Raw genomic sequence first — 18,129 nt, forward strand, 5'->3', positions numbered from 1 at the left:
TCCCCGGCGGCCCTGGTGCTGGGGGACAACCTCTTCCACGGCCACGAGCTGGTGCCCCAGCTCCAGAGCAGCAACGCCGCCGGACCCGGCGCCACCGTGTTCGCCTATCCGGTGCGGGATCCCGAGCGCTATGGCGTGGTGGAGTTCTCCGCGGACGGTCGGGTGCTGAGCATCGAAGAGAAACCGCAGCGGCCCAGATCCCGCTATGCCGTCACCGGGCTCTACTTCTATGACGACACCGTGGTGGAGCGGGCTCGGGCGGTGCGCCCCTCGCCGCGGGGTGAGCTGGAGATCACCGACCTCAACCGCAGCTACCTCGACGAGGGACTGCTGACGGTGGAGCTGATGGGCCGGGGTATGGCCTGGCTGGATACCGGCACCTGCGACTCACTGCATGAGGCCGGCAGCTACATCCGCACCCTGGAGCACCGCCAGGGGCTCAAGGTGAGCTGTCCCGAGGAGGTGGCCTGGCGCCAGGACTGGATCAGCGCCGAGCAGCTGGAGCGCCTGGCGGCACCCCTGCGCAAGAGCGGCTATGGCGACTACCTGTTGAGGCTGCTGCAGGAGAGTGCCAGCACTCGTGGAGCACTGCAGCAGAGCCTGGAGGTGAGCCATGCGGGTTGAGCAGCTGAGCACCACGAGCGGCCAGCCGATGGAGGGGCCCCTGCTGATCACGCCGCAGGTCTTTGGCGATGCGCGGGGATTCTTCTTTGAGAGCTGGAACCAGCGCCGCTTTGATGAGGCCGCGGGTGCAGCCACCTGCTTTTCCCAAGACAACCACTCCCGCTCCAGCCGAGGTGTGCTCCGGGGATTGCACTACCAGCTGGAACCAGAACCCCAGGGCAAGCTGGTGCGCTGCCCGATGGGGGCGGTGTTCGATGTGGCGGTGGATCTGCGCCACAGCTCGCCGACCTTCGGGGAGTGGGTGGGTACGGAGCTGAGCGCCGAGAACCACTGCCAGCTGTGGGTGCCGGTGGGCTTTGCCCACGGTTTCCTGACCCTCAGTGAGGGTGCGGAGGTGCTCTACAAGGCCAGCGGGTTCTGGAGCAAGAGCTGCGAGCGTTCCTTGCGCTGGAGTGATCCTGTGCTGGCGATCGCCTGGCCACTGGATCGCATCGGCGGCAGCACACCGCTGCTGGCCGAGAAGGACGCGGCTGCCCCCAGCCTCGCCGAGGCCGTTGCAGCCGGGGAGGTGTTCGCATGAAGGTTCTGCTCACGGGCGCCGCCGGACAGCTGGGCTGGGCCCTGCGCCAGCAGGTGCCGGACGGGGTGGAACTGATCGCCACCAGCCGCAACCCTGCTGGCGATGGGAGCCGTGGCCTGCTGCCTCTCGATCTCGCCGATGGCGACGCCTGTCGGGCGGCAATACTGGAGCACCGACCCGACTGGGTGCTCAACGGCGGCGCTTACACCACCGTCGACAAGGCCGAGAGCGAGCCGGAGCTGGCCCTTGCGGTGAACGGAGGAGCACCGCGGGCCTTTGCCGAAGCCCTCCTTGAGACCGGCGGTCGACTCCTGCAGGTGAGCACAGATTTCGTGTTCAATGGCCGCCAGGGCAGTCCCTATCGCCCCGAGCAGCCGCGTGATCCTCTAGGGGCCTACGGGGCCAGCAAGGCCGCCGGCGAGGAGGCGGTGGAGGAGCTGCTGGGCGCTACAGCTGGCATTGATGGCACTAGCCAGGGCGTGATCCTGCGCACCAGTTGGGTGATCGGGCCGGTGGGCCACAACTTCGCCCTCACGATGCTGCGCCTGCACCGCGAGCGCGATCAGATCGGCGTGGTAGCCGACCAGGTGGGCTGCCCCACAAGCACCGTCACCCTGGCGTCAGCCTGCTGGCGCGCGATCGAACGCAACCTGGCGGGAATTCATCACTGGAGCGATGCCGGTGCGGCAAGTTGGTACGACGTGGCCGTGGCGGTGGGGGAGCTGGGCTCCGAACTCGGACTACTTGAGCGAATGGCCCAGGTCAATCCGATCACCACGGCGGAGTTCCCCACGCCGGCGCAGCGGCCCAGCTACTCGCTGATGGAGTGCAGCGATACCCGAAAAGCACTGGAATTGCCAGCCGCGCACTGGCGCCAGGCCCTACGTGAACTATTGGAGGTGTTGCCATGACCAATCCGATGCCCACTGCTTCCGCCCTACTGGGCGATTGCCGCCGCATCCTGGTGACTGGTGGCGCGGGCTTCATCGGCGGGGCTGTGGTGAGGCGCCTGCTGCGGGAGAGCGAGGCGCTGGTGATCAACCTCGACAAGATGGGTTACGCCAGCGATCTCACCAGCATCGAGGAGGTGCTGACTGAACTGGGCTCCTCAGGGGAAAAGCGCCACCAGCTACTGCGGGTGGATCTGACGCATGCAAAAGCGACGGCGGAGGCGGTGCAAGCGGCTGATCCGGATCTAGTGATGCACTTGGCGGCCGAAAGCCATGTGGATCGCTCGATCGACGGCCCCGGAGCCTTTATCGCCAGCAACGTGACCGGCACGTTCAACCTGCTGCAGGCGGTGCGGGCCCACTGGCAGGCGCTGCCGGCCGAGCGCCAGGCGCGCTTCCGCTTCCACCACATCAGCACCGATGAGGTGTTCGGCTCCCTGGGGCCCACGGGCCGCTTCTCGGAAACCACCCCCTACGCCCCCCGCTCGCCCTACTCCGCCAGCAAGGCCGCCAGCGACCACCTGGTGAACGCCTGGCACCACACCTACGGCCTGCCAGTGGTGCTCACCAACTGCTCCAACAACTACGGCCCATGGCAGTTTCCGGAGAAACTGATCCCGGTGGTGATCCTCAAGGCCGTGGCCGGTGAGCCGATTCCGCTCTATGGAGACGGCCTCAACGTTCGCGACTGGCTGTATGTGGAAGATCACGTGGATGCGCTGCTGCTGGCCGCCTGCCGGGGCGAGCATGGCCGCAGCTACTGCGTGGGGGGCCATGGGGAGCGCACTAACAGGCAGGTGGTGGAGGCGATCTGCAAGTTGTTGGATACGCTGCTCCCGGCTGGTGCCCCCCATAGCCGCCTGATCAGCAGCGTCAGAGACCGCCTTGGCCACGACCGGCGCTACGCAATCGATCCCACCCGGATCAGCGCGGAGCTGGGCTGGCAGCCGCGTCACAGCATCGAGGAGGGGCTGGCTGCGACGGTGACCTGGTATGTGGAGCACTACGCCAGCGCCTAGCCGGAGCACTCCGATCGTCAGCCCGTCACTATTCCGTTTCAACTCCAAGCTATCTCATGGTCGCTGCCAGGTCCTCCGAGCGAGATTTCAGTAACCCCGCTATTCGGTCGCGTGTTTTCGCGATCTCGTCGTTCGACGCGCACTGGTATCTAGCGACCAACAACATCAGCGACGTACCTCTGAACAAGGCCTGGTCCCACTACAGATCCATGGGCCATGCCCGGGGCTACCGAGCTCGCTATGAAGTGAGCAAGTTGGTGCGTGCTGTCCTGCGAGATGAGCTCAGCGGTAGCATTTATGCAATCCTGCAGGAGCAGCTGCAGCAGAGTGAAGCGGCTCCGATCTACTTCTACCCGGAACATCTCAGCGGACCCAGTCTGTACCGTTGCATAGACCCAGACCCCTTCTACAGCTTCGCGGACGCGTTTCGCCGCCTGCTGCTTCAGCAAGATACTTATGGGGCCATGCTCGGACTGCAGGCGCTCCTAGCCGGATCGACGCCGGAGCTGAGCGGCTACGACGGCAGCAACTCTCTGCTGCAATGCCTAGAAGCATGTCTAGTCTCTGGCTACAGGGCTACCGAAGAGCGACGTGAACGCTTCGGCGACCATTGGCGGGGCAATTTCAATGATTTGACGCGCAATGAGATCAGTGCAGTTGGACTTTGCTTTGACGCCGGTTTCTACTGCGGTGTCTACTCAGACATTCGCATGGCAGGAATAAATGCTCTCGACCACTTCCTGGGCCAGGGGCGATTAGAGGGGAGGCAGGGAACACCTATTTTTGATCCGCATTTTTATTTGGACACCAACCCGGATGTGCAGGCAGCTGGCGTAGACCCCTTCGCTCACTACATCATTCACGGTTGGCGCGAGAAGCGGGATCCCAGCGAGGCCTTCCCGCACTGCTGGCTGCTGCAGGTTTTTCCCGAGGCGATCAAGCATCCAAATGGGTTCTGCGGCTACTTAGCCGAAAGCATCAGTGGCGAGCAGAAACTTGAGGCCTTACACAGCAACTACAACAGCAGCTCTAACCCAGACTACCGGCAGCAACCAGCGTCAGCGGCAATTTCCGGGGCGCGGGACATCGCCCGCGTCTTCGCCTTCTACCTCACCCAATATCACCCAATTGCTCAGAACGACTTCGCTTGGGGCAAAGGGTTCACAGAATGGCGGAATGTCACTAAGGCATTTCCACGCTTCTTCGGTCACTATCACCCGAAGCTCCCCGCCGACTCAACTTTCTACGACCTACGGCTTCGGGAGAATATTGTCGACCAGATAGAGCTTGCTCGCAAACACGGAGTAAGCGGCTTTTGCTTTTATTACTATTGGTTTAGTGGTGAGCGCGTTCTCGAGCAGCCACTAGATATTTTTCTTCAGGAGAAAGATCAAGCAGATTTCCCCTTCTGCATTCTCTGGGCTAACGAGAACTGGACTCGCAAATGGGACGGACTATCAAAGGATGTAATCATCGGCCAGAGATATACTGAGTCGGATCAGCTGCAGTTTATCCGCGATGTAGAGCCTCTTCTGCTGGATCCGCGCTATGAGCGTGTTAACGGTGCGCCCCTGCTAATTGTCTATCGCCCCGACGATCTTCCTGGCTGCCAGCAATGGGTTACTACCTGGCGCGAATACTGGAGACGTCAGGGACATGGCGATCTTCATCTGGTGTGCGTGCAGTTCCTGCCGGACACGAATCCCAGAGACTACGGCTTCGACGCGATGCTGCAGTTCCCACCTAATGGTTTTCCCAATCACGGAACTCATCAGAAGATCGCCCGCTACACCCGAAGCTTTTCGGGGAATCTTTTCAGCTACGACGAAATGCAGTGGCGCGCTTTGGTCCAGCAATACGACCATGCTGTTTATCGTACGAGTGTTCCCTCTTGGGATAACGAATCCCGTCGCCCCCAGCAGGGGGACATTTTCGTTGGTTCAACACCAGCAAAGTTCCGCGACTGGACCACTGCTAATCTTCTTCACGCCCACGAGGACAACCCTGCGGGCATCTGCTTCGTCAATGCTTGGAATGAATGGGCAGAATCCGCTTGCCTTGAACCGGACAGTCGCTACGGCTATGCCCACCTCGAGGCATTAGCCGACGCTCGCACGATTGCAGCGGTGCAGAAGGAGGCCCAAACATGGTCTGCCTGCAACAGTGCGGCAATGGTCGTACATGCGTTTTACCTCGACAGTTTCGACTCGATCTCCAGCCGTCTCGAGTTGTACAGCGGTGACTGCGATTTGTACTTCACGCTGCCACCCTTATGCTGCCATGAGAAGGTTTCCCGCATTCGCGAGCGCTTTCCTCAATCCCGTTTCTTCATCTCGGAGAATCGGGGGCGTGATGTTCTGCCCTTTCTCTCCCTGATCCGGTTCCTGCGAACGCGTCGTATCAGGTATCGGGAATTCTGCAAGCTGCATACCAAGAAATCAGCGCACCGTCGCGATGGTGCCATCTGGCTTGATGAGATGGTCCAATGCTTGTTACCTGTTGATGGTATGCAACGGGTTAAGACGCTTCTGGAGGGGCAGGTGGGAATGCTGATTCCAGAGGGGCACGCTGTCAGTCTTTGGGAATTCATGGGCGGCAATGAAAGACTTCTGGATATGATCCTTGATGCTCACCAAGCACAGAATCAGAAGACCAGCACTAGTTATTTCTCTAGTGGAACAATGTTCTGGATCCGGAGCGAGGTTTTGGAAGCTCTCAGTGAAGATGAGCAGATCTATAGCTTCGAGTATGAACGTGGGCAGGTTGATGGCACCCTCGCGCACGCTTGGGAACGAGCGATGGCCCTGCTTGTAAGGGCAGCTGGCCTGCATTGCCGGCAGACCGATGGACGTGAGGTGGAGGTGGCTGCTCGTGGCACCTACCGGTTTGCGAATCTCGAGGGCCGGGTTGACCTAGGGGGGGCGAATTCAATGCGTACGGCCGGGGTGCTACGCACCCTCCAGTGCCACGACAATTCCCCCCAGCAGCGGATAGCACTTCTGGCCACATACGTCCGCGATCAGAGTGATATAGGTAACGTCCGACAGATCTGCTCCTACCTGCGCAAGAACGGATACTTTACTGTTGCTATTAATCCAGGCTACAATTACACAGAGAAAATTGGAGAAGACAATATCTGCTCTTACCTTGATTGCGACTTCTACATCGAGCGTGGCAATACAGGTTATGACTTCGGCTCTTGGGCGGAAGGATTCTTTCTGCTCAAGCAGCGAGGGATTCTCGATGTTGCCATCACCGAGGAGCTGCTCATCGTTAATGATAGCTGTTACCTAGTTGACCCCACGTCTGAACTGATCATCCAAGCACGCGCCATCGATGCCGACGTTGTCGGGCTTACTGATAGCCATCAAATCCTCCACCATCTCCAAAGCAATTTCTTGCTGTTTCGTCGCTATCAAGAGTGCGATTCACTTCTGGATAAGTTTTTTGAAGAGTATCTATCTCGGGCCATCAAGTCGAAGAGTGATGTTATTCAGCATGGCGAGCTTGCGTTGGCCCAGAAGTTCAAGCAAATGCACATTCAGAGCAAGGCTGTCTATGAGATTCAGCAACTGACCACCATGATGTGCCAGAAATATGCAAACTCTTCCGAGGAGAGCTGGGAGGCACTTACGCTTGCAAAGATTGCAGAGGGCAGCCATCTTAATCCGCACCATTACCTGAGCGAGATCCTCTATTCGGATTTATGTTGTCCACTGATTAAGAAGCAGTTTCTTCGCGAAAACCCCGGACAGCATCCAAATATTCAACCATATGTAAACCTTTTACCTTAGCAACCTGTATTTAGCGCTTTTCACTGCTTAGAGCATGGCCATTGCATGGTAGTTGTTAACTTTGAGTGACGTGACCCCCTTTATCGATCCAGGCCTTATGAGAGTGGGTGGATGTGGTCATGCGGCAGCTCAACAGGGAGCTGCCTCCAGGGGCGTCAGCCCCTGGAGGGCCAGGGCCGCCTAAAAGTCCGTCCGCATAGCTCTTGGCGAGGCTGTCAGCATTGGATTTGGTCGGCGGGTCTTACCACTCCCGATGCCCGAATCCCATTCCGCCGCAGTCGATTAGGGCGCTCCGACTGATCTGATTAGCTTTCTCAAGGCGATTCCCGATGGCCGCTACCGACGTGGGGGGCGTTACCCGTGACGTGGACCCCGGAAACCGGTCCAGGGTGAATGAGAGTCCTCATCCGGCCAGACTGGGCCGGGGACTCCACCATGAAACGCACCAGGCACACAGCGGAGCAGATCATCCGCAAGCTCAAGACCGCCGAGCAGCTGATCGCCCAGAGCAAAACCGTCGCCGACGTCTGCCGCGTGATCGAGGTGACACAGCCCACTTACCACCGCTGGCGGGAGCAATACGGGGGGATGCAGGCCGAGGAGGCAAGACGACTGACCCAGCTCGAGAAGGAGAACGCCCGGCTCAAGAAGCTGCTGGCGGAAGCGGAACTGGAGAAAGCGATGCTCAAGGATCTCGCCGAGGGAAACTTCTGAGCCCGGAGCGTCGCCGCAGGGCCGTAGTGGTCCTGCAGGAGCGTTACCGGGCCTCTGAGCGGTGGGTCTGCCGGGTGGTGGGCCAGCACCGCAGCACCCAGCGTCACAGCGGCAAGGTCGTTGACCTGGAGGAGGTCAAGCTCAGGCATCGCCTACGGAAGATCGCGGCTGAGCACATCCGCTGGGGCCGGCGGATGGCCTACCGGCTGCTGAGGCGAGAGGGCTGGGCGGTGAACCACAAGCGGGTGCAACGGCTTTGGCGAGAGGAGGGTCTGCAGCGGCTCACCCCCAGGAAACGCAAGCGAGCCCGGCCCGCCGACGGCTCGGTGCGGCGCCACCGGGCCGAACATCCCCACCAGGTGTGGGCCATGGACTTCCAGTTCGATGCCACTGCCGATGGGCGGCGGCTCAAGTTCCTGAACGTGATCGATGAGCACAGCCGCCTCTGCCTCGCCATTCGCGTCGGCAGGCGCTGCAAGGCCAAGGATGTGGTGGCCGTGCTGGAGGAGCTCACCAGCCTCTACCCGGCACCGGCGTACATCCGATCGGACAATGGGCCGGAGTTCATTGCCCAGGCTGTACGGGACTGGTGTGAGGCCAGCACCACCACCAGTACGGCCTACATCGAGCCAGGATCCCCATGGGAGATCGGCTTTGCGGAATCGTTCAACGGCCGGTTCAGGGATGAATTCCTGAACACTGAGCTGTTCACCACGGCTCCAGAGGCTCCACTGCTCGCCGATCGCTGGCGCTGGGAGTACAACACGTTCAGGCCGCATTTGACCCTCCAAGGGCGTACGCCCCTGGAGGCGGCTCAACAACGAGCTGCAGCATGACCACCACAACCCACTCTCATAAGCCCTGGTCCGACAAAGGGGGTCACGTCAGCCGCACTGAGCCGTCCGCGGGCCGTGCCCACTTTCGCTTCCTGGGAGTGGGCCGCTGCAGACCCTCTTCCCGCCAAATCCGTTGCACCCGTTTGTGATTCACGGTCCAGCCCTCCCTCCGCAGCAGGCGGTAGACCTTGCGGCGGCCCCAGCGGATGTGCTCAGCCGCGATCTTCCGTAGGCGATGCCTGAGCTTGCCCTCCTCGATCGAGACGACCTTGCCGCCATGACGCTGCGTTCTGCGGTGCTGGCCCACCACCCGGCAGACCTGGCGTTCAGAAGCCCGGTAACGCTCCTGCAGGACTACGACAGCCCTGCGCCGTAGTTCCGGGCTCAGAAGTTTCCCTCGGCGAGATCCTTGAGCATCGCCATTTCCAGTTCCGCCTCCGCCAGCAGCTTTTTGAACCGGGCGTTCTCCTTCTCCAGCTGAGTCAGCCGTCTGGCCTCCTCGGCCTGCATCCCCCCGTACTGCTGCCGCCAGCGGTGGTATGTCGGCTGTGTCATCTCGTTCACGCGGCAGACGTCGGCGACAGTCTTGCCCTGGGCGATCAGCTGCTCGGCCGTCTTGAGCTTGCGGATGATCTGCTCCGCTGTGTGCCTGGTGGGTTTCATGGTCGAGTCCCCGGCCCAGCCTGGCCGGCTGAGGACTCTCATTCAGCCTGGACCGGTTTCCGGGGTCCACGTCACGAGCATCGAAACGCGCCTAGTGCATGGTCAGATGGCAAGCACTGTTGCCTGTATTCGAAGCAACAGCAGTGCTTTAATGCTTCGTCGCTGTGGCCATAAGATACTTAATTGGATCGAGCTGCTTGCTCCTCCTTGAAAGAATCGATGATTTCACCAAGAACTGTGCCCTGATCCATGCCCTCCCCATACGAACTGCCCACAGGATGAGAATTGGCGGTCTTTCTTAGTGTCACAAAAAACTCGTAAACGCCATCAGACGCGACTTCTTCTAAGGCAAGGCTCACGAGATTAGATCGCTCAAGTATATTCATTATCGCCTTAAAGCTCGAAGGGGTGAAGGCCCAGGCGTGTATGTCGACATACTGTTCGGATTGATGCAAGGATATGGATTTCTGGTAGACATCGCTAATATCATTTTGAAGCCTAAATCCATCAAATCCTGTGCTCCCGGGAAAAGCTAGACTGCCATCCTTGAGACAATGCAGAGAAAGCGCATCAAAATACTGGCCGAGTGAATGGCGCTTTCTGTCTTCAACATAAGCTTGAATCAAGCCACCAGCTGTTGTCAATGGCTTAAGCGCATCAAAACAAAAACGCTTGTCGGGTATAGCCAAACGAAGAATCCCGCCCGGTCGAAGCAGTTGATAACTTACCTCGAGAAATCGCATAGGATTCGGAAGATGCTCGAACACATGGGAAGCCAAGATATAGTCAATTCCATTAAGCTCAGATTGCAACTGGACTTCAATAGGCTCGTCATCGCTCAGCACAATATCAACTCTCTCAATAAGATCGGTTGGAACATTCCATTGCGAATACTTAGATATTAGCTGCTCTTGAGTGGCGTGATCAACTACGATGGTATTAAAGCCCTGTGCTTTTGGCAAGACAGGCGCATACGAAGGTCCATACTCAATGCCACGCATCTGAGCCGTGATACCACTGCGAAGCTTTTCTAATCTGTCAGTCATTGGTCAAGAAAAAGAATTTAGAAAACATTAGGATAGCATATTTCGCAATGCGTTTTGAATTCCAATTAACGTAGCCCTGGCACGGCGGGAGTCAAGGTTGATTCTAAGTCTGGCCCACTCGGTCTTGTCGTGGTTGCAACCATCGGTGACTGCCAGGAAAGATGACGCCCCTGCTGCTGTTCAGGCAGCCATCGACAACGTAGCTGGCTCGAGTTCGATTTCGGCTGGTGGCGGATTGATCCAAACCACCTCCGGCTGACGCCAGCACCGCGTCGATCGTGTCCACCGGCGCGGATGCCTGTGGCGCACCTGTTCGTAGAAGACAGCGCGGTGCCGGCAGATCTCCACAGCCTCACCGTTGTGCCGCTGGTAAGGCGTCACGAACTTGATACCGCTGTGGCGGTGCCGGTGGTTGTACCAGTCCACAAATGCCGCCACCCATTGGCAGGCATCTTCCCTTGCTCGCGAATAGCCGGCTTGGGGAGTCGGGCCGGTACTTCGCAGCCCTGAAAAGGGATTCCGAGTACAGATTGTCATTCGACACCCGTGGTCTGGAGAAGGACCTGAGCACAGCCAGCTCCTCCAGACGTCTCTCCAGCGTTGCCGCACGCATGGCATTGCCGTTTTCGGCGTGGAGGATCAGCGGCTGACGGCGGCCCTTACTGATCCGCTCGCGTAGGCAGGCCCTGCTCACCAGATCCGATGCAATGGCTGGGGCTTCCCGGTAGGCGACATCCCAGGCCACCACCTTGGGCCTCCAGACGTCAATCACCAGGTAGAGGTACAGCCAGATTCCGCGCACGGTGGTGGGCAGGTAGGTGATGTCTCAGCTCCACACCTGATTTGGCCCTGCGGCCCGCAGCCGTGGAAACGGTCTGGGCTCTTGTGGTGGCCGCGCACGACCGCGGCGGTGGGCCTGGCCATGGGCGTGCAACACGCGGCAGAAGCTGCGCTCTGAACCGATGTAAGGCCACGATCTGCCAGCACCGGAATGATCTGGCGGGGCGGCAGCGCAGCAAAGTCAGGCTCGTTGCAGGCCAGCAGGATACGCTGACGCTCCTCCTCGCTGAGGCGGTGGGCCACATGGCGGCTGCTACCCACTGGTCAACCTGATTGACGCGACCCCTCAACCTGATTGACACGGGACAATCGCCACCCGTTTCACCCGGGTGAAGTGGAAGAAGCCAAACTCGCCGGGCTGATAGGCCAGCGGGAACATCAGCGCCGGCGGCGGGCCATGGAGCCCTTCCACTGCTGCACCCGCCGCTGCAGGGTACGTTTCACCGAACTCCAGTCCTGATGTGGCTTTTGCGCCTGCAGATGCTCCAGCAGGGTGGTGGGCGTCAAGGCTGGACGGCAGTCCAGCAGCGGCAGCAACAGGGGCTCCAGACCTCAGCCAATGGATCGGGCCGCCGCCGACCACTGGGCTTGGCGGTTTTGGGTTGGAGGCGGCCTGCATCGATCCAGTGGGCACTGCTCACCGAGATGCCAGCCCCAGCGGCAGCCACCTCATGGCGGCTGCCGGCTCGTTGCTTGAAAATGTTCAGCGCAATCTGATGGGTGGTGAGGGGAGCAGGTATGAATCGATGCCCTGTGCATGGTGTTCGGATTCAGAAGCCCCCCTCAGGAGCGGCCAACCTATTCGGCGCGACACCCCTCAACCGGATTGTCTTCGGACACACGGCAGAAACTCAGACCCAGCCTGGCCAGCTATGAACTCTGATTCACCGTGAATCGACCACCGAGGGTCACTTGAATTAGATTAAAGGGCCAGGATCCTCTGCCTGATCTCATAGAAAACAAGAAGCAGCCCCTCCCAATACATACAGAAGAGGCACTTCGTGGCAACCCAGACAGAGGAAGAAGATTCGCACCGATGATCGACTTACAATCTTGTGCGATTGAGCGCTAGCGTGTCTTTACATACTTTTGCCTCCCCAGGGGAGACTATCCTGGCTCCAAGCGAAACCGGCGCTTCGCCAGCAGACTTGCGGATCACAACCATGGAGTTTGCGAACTCAATTGAGCATATATGCAATACACTCTCTTCAGTTAGCCCGTCCTGATTCAGAGAGGCGCATACAAGCGGAACGCTCTCACGAAGAGAGTCGCAATCCCTTCTCAGCCAATGCTCCAGATTAATCAGATCAGCAATTTGCTTGAAAAACTCCATTGCAGAGAACTCACAGCCCGGCGCGCCTCCACCATAATCAGGAAAATAACTGGCATGAAGATCCTCGATGACATAAACACCCGATGGCTTAAGGTGACCAAAAAGAATGCAAAATGCTTTAACAATATCACGGCTCACATGAGACCCGTCATCAATAATAACATCAAACGGTCCATTATCCGATGCCATAGGTTCCGCCCAGGCTGGATCAGTAGCATCACCGATGAGGCATCGTACGCCAGCATCAAACTTCAGCAAAGACACAGAATGGTCTATGTCAACCCCTATTATTTGTGCACCTGCCCCAAAGAAATCCCTCCAAACCTCCAAAGAGCCACCATTCTGGACGCCAATTTCTAATAGTTTAAAATCTGCGCAACCCCTGGATAAGCCTTGAAAGATACGCTCGTAGACAGGAAAGTACGACTCCCACTTATCTGACGACTTCCTGGAAGCATGAAGATGCAACCCGAGAAGGCGCTGCTGCGTTTGCGCACCTTCAGAGCCGGAACCCTCGGATTGCGATGCAGTCAAATCATTCAAACCAGAAGGTACCTCGCGAGTGCCATCCACTTCAGATGACAGCGACAATGCATCACGATCCTTCAGTAGCAATGCAATCCTTGCAGCGTCAATACGCACTCGATCCGCAAGATCTCTCTTGTCGCGCTCCAATGCATCACGCTGCAAAGATATTTCTCGAAGCTTACTTGCCTGATCTAATGTGAGTAACTTATCAGCTTCAAGCTCGCATTGAAGCGAGGCGTTCTGGTCCTGCAACGCCTCGCGCTGCTGGTTCTGCTCCGCCATCTGTACTGTCTGTGCACTCAGCTGAACCTCTAGCTCTTCACAACGCATCTGCAACGCTTCACGCTGCTGGTTCTGCTCCGCCATCTGTGCTGTCTGTGCACTCAGCTGGACCTCCAGCTCTTCACAACGCATCTGCAACGCTTCACGCTGCTGGCTCTGGTCCGCTGTCTGCGCCGTCTGCGCACTCAGCTGAGCCTGCAGTTCATCAACCCTCACCTGCAACGCCTCGCGCTGCTGGTTCTGCTCCGCCATCTGTACTGTCTGTGCACTCAGCTGGACCTCCAGCTCTTCACAACGCATCTGCAACGCTTCACGCTGCTGGCTCTGATCCGCTGTCTGCGCCGTCTGCACACTCAGCTGACCCTGCAGTTCATCAACCCTCACCTGCAACGCCTCGCGCTGCTGGTCCTGCTCCGCCATCTGCGCTGTCTGTGCACTCAGCTGGACCTCCAGCTCTTCACAACGCATCTGCAACGCTTCATACTGCTGAGTGAGCACCAGCAACCGCCGCTCCAGCAGGCGCTGCCCATCCAGCCGCCACAGCTGACGGCTGGGGCCGTCCCTCTCCAGGCGATGGCAACTGGCCTCCAGCCAGGCCACCAGCTCGGTATCGAGGCCAGCGGCCACCGAAGTACCTTCGAGCCAGATCGACGCCAGTCGCTCCAGGAAGGCGCCGGCACCAGCCAGCACCGAAGGCGCCACCGTGGCCGGCAGCCAGAGCAAGCCGGGTTGGCTCGCATCGGCAGCAGCCTGCTCCAGCCAGACGCGGAGCACCGCATCCAGGCGCCGCGTGGGCCGCAGCTCCAGGCCCTCCAGCCGCAGATTGGGCCACAACACCTGCAGCCGCTCTGGCGATGTAGTGCCATCGCGGCGGGCGTCGTTATAGCGATACCAGCACACGTCGCCGTCCTCGGCGCCGAGCACCTGCGAGCAGAGGGTCACCCCCTCCACGCCCTCCTCCAGGAGCTGCTGCTTGAGCTCGTCGCCGTGATCCAGGCCCGGCAAGATCGCCAAAACGGGCACTCCAGGCTGGGCGGCTGCCTGAATCCAGCCCAGCTCCTGCCCGGCCGGGAGCGGCCCCACCAGCACCACCCACCCCACCGGAGCAGCATGGTGGCGCAACTGGTCGTGCAGCTCCAGCACATGCCCGGTGGCAACGGTCATGGCAGGCACCCAGCAGTGCCATAAGTCTATGGAAGGCCCACCGGATGGACCGCCAAACTGTGAGTCCTCGCCAGCTCCTGTGGCCAGCTCCAGCCAACCCCATGCCGCAGCGGTGGAGCAGCTGCTGCTCTGGCTCGAGCCACCCCAACCCGGCCACAACAACGCCAGTGCCGGGTGGGGAGCCACGGCCGTTGCTTGGAGGCTGCCCCTGCATGCGGGGCTATCGGCTGAGGAGCTGTACGCCAGCCTCAACGGCGCAAGTCAGGGGCCCCTGCCCATCACCATGGCCCTGGCCATCGATGGACGCGATCCCCCCAGCCCGGCCCAGCGCAACCAGCTGCTCGGGGCGCTGCAGCCCTGGCTGGAGCAAACGGGCTGGTTCAGACCCTGGGGTCGCCCCCTGCTGCTCCTGGAGCCCCTCGCCGATCCCCACGCCCAGAAGATCTGGCTCCAGCGGCTTCGGGGCCTCCAGGCCCAGCTGCTCGAGCTGCACCGCTGGCGGCCCGCCCACAGCGAAGCCGATGGCGTTGTGCTGTTCCATCCCCATGGAGAGCCACCCCTGCCGGCCTCCGCCAGCGACGAGCTGCTGGCCCTCCAGAGCCGCAGCTATGGCCCCATGGCCGCCCGGGAGCATCGCGCTGTGCAGCTCGACGCCGCGATCCCATGGCATCCCTGGCTGGTGAACGCCATCGCCAACACCGAACTCAACCACCACCACCAGCCCGGTCTGGTGGTGGTGCAGTTATCCGATGGTCACACCACGCCGCCGCCGCGTCCAGCCGATCCCCCCGTCCAGCCCCAGCAACCACGGAGGCCCCTGCAGCGCGGCTTCGTGCTGCACGCCTTCCACCTGGAGCTGGTGGAGCCGATCCTCCAACGCCTGGAGCAGCTCCTGGTGGCCGAGGGCCCCACGGCCTGGGCTGGCACGGAACTGTTTCTTACCGCCCCCGCCGGCCACATCACCATCCTGCGTGAACGGCTGAAGCACTTCCCCTGCGCCAGCCACCTCGCCGTGGTGGCCAACCAGGGCCGCGACCTGCTGCCCTTCCTGATGGTGCTGCCAGACCTCCTGGCCCGCCGCTGCCAGCAGGTGGTGAAACTCCACACCAAGCGCTCCAGTCACCTGCGTCCTGGCGCCCTGACGCGGGTAACCGATGGCGACGCCTGGCGTGAGGGCCTGCTCGACGGCCTGCTCGATCCCACCGCCCACCGCCAGCTCCAGCAGCAACTCCAGGGCGCCGCAGACAGGCCCTGCATCACGGCACCGGAGGCCTTCCTCTGGCCCGTGGAAGTGTCGATGGGGCCATCCCTGCCGCAACTGCGTCAGCTGCTGGCCGACCAGGGCCTGTCCCTGGCCGCCCTCGGCGGCCGCCGCTTTCCCGCCGGGTCGATGTTCATGGCCAACTACGCCGCCCTGGAATGGCTGGCCGCCCTGCAGCTTGGGGCCACAAGCTTCGAGCTGGAGGACGGCGCCACCGACGGCCAGCTCATCCATGCCCTCGAGCGGCTGCTGGGCCTGCTGGTATCGACCTAAGTTGGCGCTTCAGACAACTGGGGCTTCCTTGGTAGATCCATCCAGCCGCCCCAGCCACTCATCTCCCGCCACCATGGAGACCGCTTCGGCGCATCTTGAGCCCGCCATGGCCAGTTCCATGCCCCAACTGGTGAGCGCTGAGGGTGCTGACTGGCCTGACGCCATCTGCGCCACCACCGCCCCGGGCCCATCCCCTGAAGCTCTCACCCACTGGCTCCAATCGCCCCAGCCCGCCCCCCTCTGGATCGGCTACACCAGCCCCCTGGTGCTGCTCCATCAAGCCCAGAACCAGGCGTCCCTGGGCTGCCCCCCCAACCTCCTCAACCAACTCGCGCGCTGGTGCCGCCACGCAGAACTGTGTCTTGAAGCCCAGCGCAGCGCGCCCCAACGGGTCCGCCTGATCAACACCAGCCACCTCAACCCCAGCGCCATCGCCCAGCTGTTGGAACAACCCCAGCCAGCCTTGGGCGATCCCCCACCCTCTGCAGCGAAGGCTGAAGACCTCGATCCCCGCCTCCTGCTTGCCCTCAGCCGCCACAGCCGGCTCCTCAACCTCTACGCCGACCTCGAAGCCCAGGTCGACCTCCTCGGCCGCGAGCCGGAGTTCAGGCTGGTGTTTCCCCTCCCATCTCCCTCCGAGCTGCCGGAGCAGTTGCTTCTGGGCTGGCAACACGAGCAGCTGCAGCTGCAGCTCCAGGCCGACCACCAGGCCCTGCGCCAGCAGCTCGACGACGCCCAGGCCGCCGCCGTCGACACCAACCAGCTCCAGCAGCAGCTCAGCGAAGCCAGGGAGGAAGCCGAGCTCACCGTGGTCCAGCTGCACCAGGTGCAGGAGGAGCTCGAAGACCAATTCCTGGGGCAGCAGGCCACAAAACAGCAACTCGCCGAAGCTCAGCAGTGCCACGCTGCTCTCCAGGCCGACCACCAGGCCCTGCGCCAGCAGCTCGACGACGCCCAGGCCGCCGCCGTCGACACCGACCAGCTCCAGCTGCAGCTCAGCGAAGCCAGGGAGGAAGCCGAGCTCACCCTGGTCCAGCTGCACCAGGTGCAGGAGGAACTGGAATACCAATTCCTGGAGCAACGCAAAGCCAACCAAGAACGCGAAACCTTGGCCCAGCAGCTGAAGGCCCTCCAGCACGAGGCTCTTCTGCTGTTCCTACACAGCACCCCTCACCGCGACCTCGACCGCAGCCGCTTGCCCGAGCTCACCACCCTGATCCGCGAAGCCCTCAGCCCCAGCCGCTAACCATCCCCGTCCCAGGCCCCCAGCCACTGACGCACCCAGGCACCGCGTCGATCTCCCTGCCAGCGGCGACGGCTGAGATACCAGAGGCGGTTCAGCTGAAAACTGCGCCGGTTCCCCCGCTCCAGGGCGGGATCCGCCGCCAGGGTGGCGCTGCCCCCAGGGTTGGCAGCCGCCATTGCAGCCAGCCAGGGCCCCTCACCAATCCGCTCCACCAGCGGATCGGCTTCCAAGCGGTCCTGGTAGTCGTTGTCTTCCCAGTAGGCCGGCTGGAAGCTCTCCTCAAACAGACCCAAGCGGTTCCACGCCAGGGCCGTCACTGCAAACGCCGAATAGGCCGCCGGCGGAGGCAGCAGGCTCAGCCACTGGGGCCGTCGCCCATCCAGCCGTGCGGCCACCGCTGCCAACACCCCCGGCGCCATCACCACATCGTGGTTCACCAGCAGGGCCCAGGCCGCTTCCGGGAAGCTCCGGAGGATGCCGTTCCAGGCCGTGGCCACACCGCCGTTACCGAAGGGTCGTGCCACCCGCACCTGCTCCACCCCAGGGCAGCCCTGCCGCTCCAGCTGCTCCAGCAGCTGTCGCACGGGCCCCGGCCCACCGCTGTGGTCCACCAGGGCCAGGGTGTGCACAGGGGCATCAAGACTGGCCAACAATTGCTCCAGGCGATCTGCTCCATTCAGGATCGGCACCCCCAGGAGCGGGATCTGCCCTGGCGGTGGTGGTGGCGGCGCCAGCAGCTCCAGAACCTGCCAGAACTGTTCCAGTAGACGCTGGTCAGCCGTGCTCTCCACCACGTCCCCCAGGGCTTGCCACAGCGCCGGGCACCTCGCCCGCTGCCGCGTGGGGAACAGCTCCAGCTCAAGCCTGTACTGCCGCAACCAAGCCCACACTTCGGCGTGGGCCTGACGCCACTCCCCATCGGCCAGCCAGGCGCGAACTTGCTCCCCACGCTGGTCATCCGCCCATAACCGAGGAG

At 61.3% G+C, this 18,129-nt stretch carries 14 protein-coding genes; 8 read left to right on the forward strand and 6 right to left on the reverse strand.

Features of this window, described 5'->3' with window-relative positions; all coding sequences use genetic code 11:
* From ACLV7J_RS14390 to ACLV7J_RS14415, 6 genes are all read left to right on the forward strand, one after another.
* Positions 1-624 (forward strand): sugar nucleotidyltransferase (locus tag ACLV7J_RS14390; RefSeq protein ID WP_411869755.1); only part of this gene is annotated, 624 nt, incomplete at its 5' end.
* Entirely contained in the window at positions 614-1,204 is a 591-nt protein-coding gene (gene rfbC, locus ACLV7J_RS14395; RefSeq protein WP_411869756.1) for a dTDP-4-dehydrorhamnose 3,5-epimerase, read from the forward strand. The genes ACLV7J_RS14390 and rfbC, both read left to right, overlap by 11 nt.
* A complete protein-coding gene (rfbD, locus tag ACLV7J_RS14400) occupies positions 1,201-2,115 on the forward strand; it encodes a dTDP-4-dehydrorhamnose reductase (RefSeq protein WP_411869757.1) in 915 nt (304 codons plus the stop codon). The genes rfbC and rfbD overlap by 4 nt, the downstream gene beginning before the upstream one ends.
* On the forward strand, positions 2,112-3,173 hold the full coding sequence (gene rfbB / locus ACLV7J_RS14405; RefSeq protein WP_411869758.1) for a dTDP-glucose 4,6-dehydratase: 1,062 nt from the start codon (positions 2,112-2,114) through the stop codon (positions 3,171-3,173). Before rfbD ends, rfbB begins: the two co-directional genes overlap by 4 nt.
* A 209-nt stretch (positions 3,174-3,382) precedes the next feature.
* Positions 3,383-6,967, forward strand: coding sequence for a glycoside hydrolase family 99-like domain-containing protein (locus tag ACLV7J_RS14410; RefSeq protein ID WP_411869759.1), 3,585 nt, complete (start codon positions 3,383-3,385; stop codon positions 6,965-6,967).
* A 435-nt stretch (positions 6,968-7,402) separates the two neighbouring features.
* Positions 7,403-8,517 (forward strand): IS3 family transposase gene (locus tag ACLV7J_RS14415; RefSeq protein WP_411869760.1). Its coding sequence is split into 2 segments (ribosomal slippage): positions 7,403-7,664 and positions 7,664-8,517, totalling 1,116 coding nucleotides; the frame shifts between segments, so codons are not numbered across the junction.
* 43 nt (positions 8,518-8,560) lie between these two features.
* Here the strand turns inward: ACLV7J_RS14415 and ACLV7J_RS14420 are convergent.
* The 5 genes from ACLV7J_RS14420 to ACLV7J_RS14440 all read right to left on the reverse strand — a co-directional run bounded on the left by ACLV7J_RS14420 (position 8,561) and on the right by ACLV7J_RS14440 (position 14,373).
* Positions 8,561-8,827 (reverse strand): IS3 family transposase, encoded by a 267-nt coding sequence (locus ACLV7J_RS14420; protein ID WP_411869761.1) that lies wholly within the window; start codon positions 8,825-8,827, stop codon positions 8,561-8,563.
* A gap of 74 nt (positions 8,828-8,901) precedes the next feature.
* Positions 8,902-9,180: a transposase gene (locus ACLV7J_RS14425; RefSeq protein WP_411869762.1), complete on the reverse strand. Its 279-nt coding sequence runs from the start codon at positions 9,178-9,180 to the stop codon at positions 8,902-8,904.
* Between the two features lie 179 nt (positions 9,181-9,359).
* Positions 9,360-10,181 (reverse strand): methyltransferase domain-containing protein, encoded by an 822-nt coding sequence (locus ACLV7J_RS14430; protein WP_411869763.1) that lies wholly within the window; start codon positions 10,179-10,181, stop codon positions 9,360-9,362.
* 1,263 nt (positions 10,182-11,444) lie between these two features.
* Positions 11,445-11,573, reverse strand: a complete 129-nt coding sequence (locus tag ACLV7J_RS14435; RefSeq protein WP_411869764.1) for a hypothetical protein — start codon at positions 11,571-11,573, stop codon at positions 11,445-11,447.
* Positions 11,574-12,111: 538 nt separating this feature from the next.
* Positions 12,112-14,373 (reverse strand): hypothetical protein, encoded by a 2,262-nt coding sequence (locus ACLV7J_RS14440; protein WP_411869765.1) that lies wholly within the window; start codon positions 14,371-14,373, stop codon positions 12,112-12,114.
* A 79-nt stretch (positions 14,374-14,452) separates the two neighbouring features.
* Between ACLV7J_RS14440 and ACLV7J_RS14445 the strand changes: the two genes are divergently transcribed.
* Together ACLV7J_RS14445 and ACLV7J_RS14450 are read left to right on the forward strand one after the other, a co-directional pair.
* Positions 14,453-15,907 (forward strand): rhamnan synthesis F family protein, encoded by a 1,455-nt coding sequence (locus ACLV7J_RS14445; protein WP_411869766.1) that lies wholly within the window; start codon positions 14,453-14,455, stop codon positions 15,905-15,907.
* A 106-nt stretch (positions 15,908-16,013) separates the two neighbouring features.
* Positions 16,014-17,153 carry a hypothetical protein gene (locus ACLV7J_RS14450; protein WP_411869767.1) on the forward strand — a complete coding sequence of 380 codons (1,140 nt, stop codon included), beginning with the start codon at positions 16,014-16,016 and terminating at the stop codon, positions 17,151-17,153.
* On the opposite strand, the gene ACLV7J_RS14455 is transcribed toward ACLV7J_RS14450, so the two are convergent.
* The gene (locus tag ACLV7J_RS14455) at positions 17,150-18,031 is read right to left on the reverse strand and encodes a glycosyltransferase family 2 protein (protein ID WP_411869768.1); all 882 of its coding nucleotides are present in this window, start codon (positions 18,029-18,031) and stop codon (positions 17,150-17,152) included. The genes ACLV7J_RS14450 and ACLV7J_RS14455 overlap by 4 nt on opposite strands.
* Between the last annotated feature and the right edge of the window lie 98 nt (positions 18,032-18,129).

It is taken from the genome of Vulcanococcus limneticus LL (assembly GCF_943369875.1).
GTDB classification, from domain to species: domain Bacteria; phylum Cyanobacteriota; class Cyanobacteriia; order PCC-6307; family Cyanobiaceae; genus Vulcanococcus; species Vulcanococcus limneticus_A.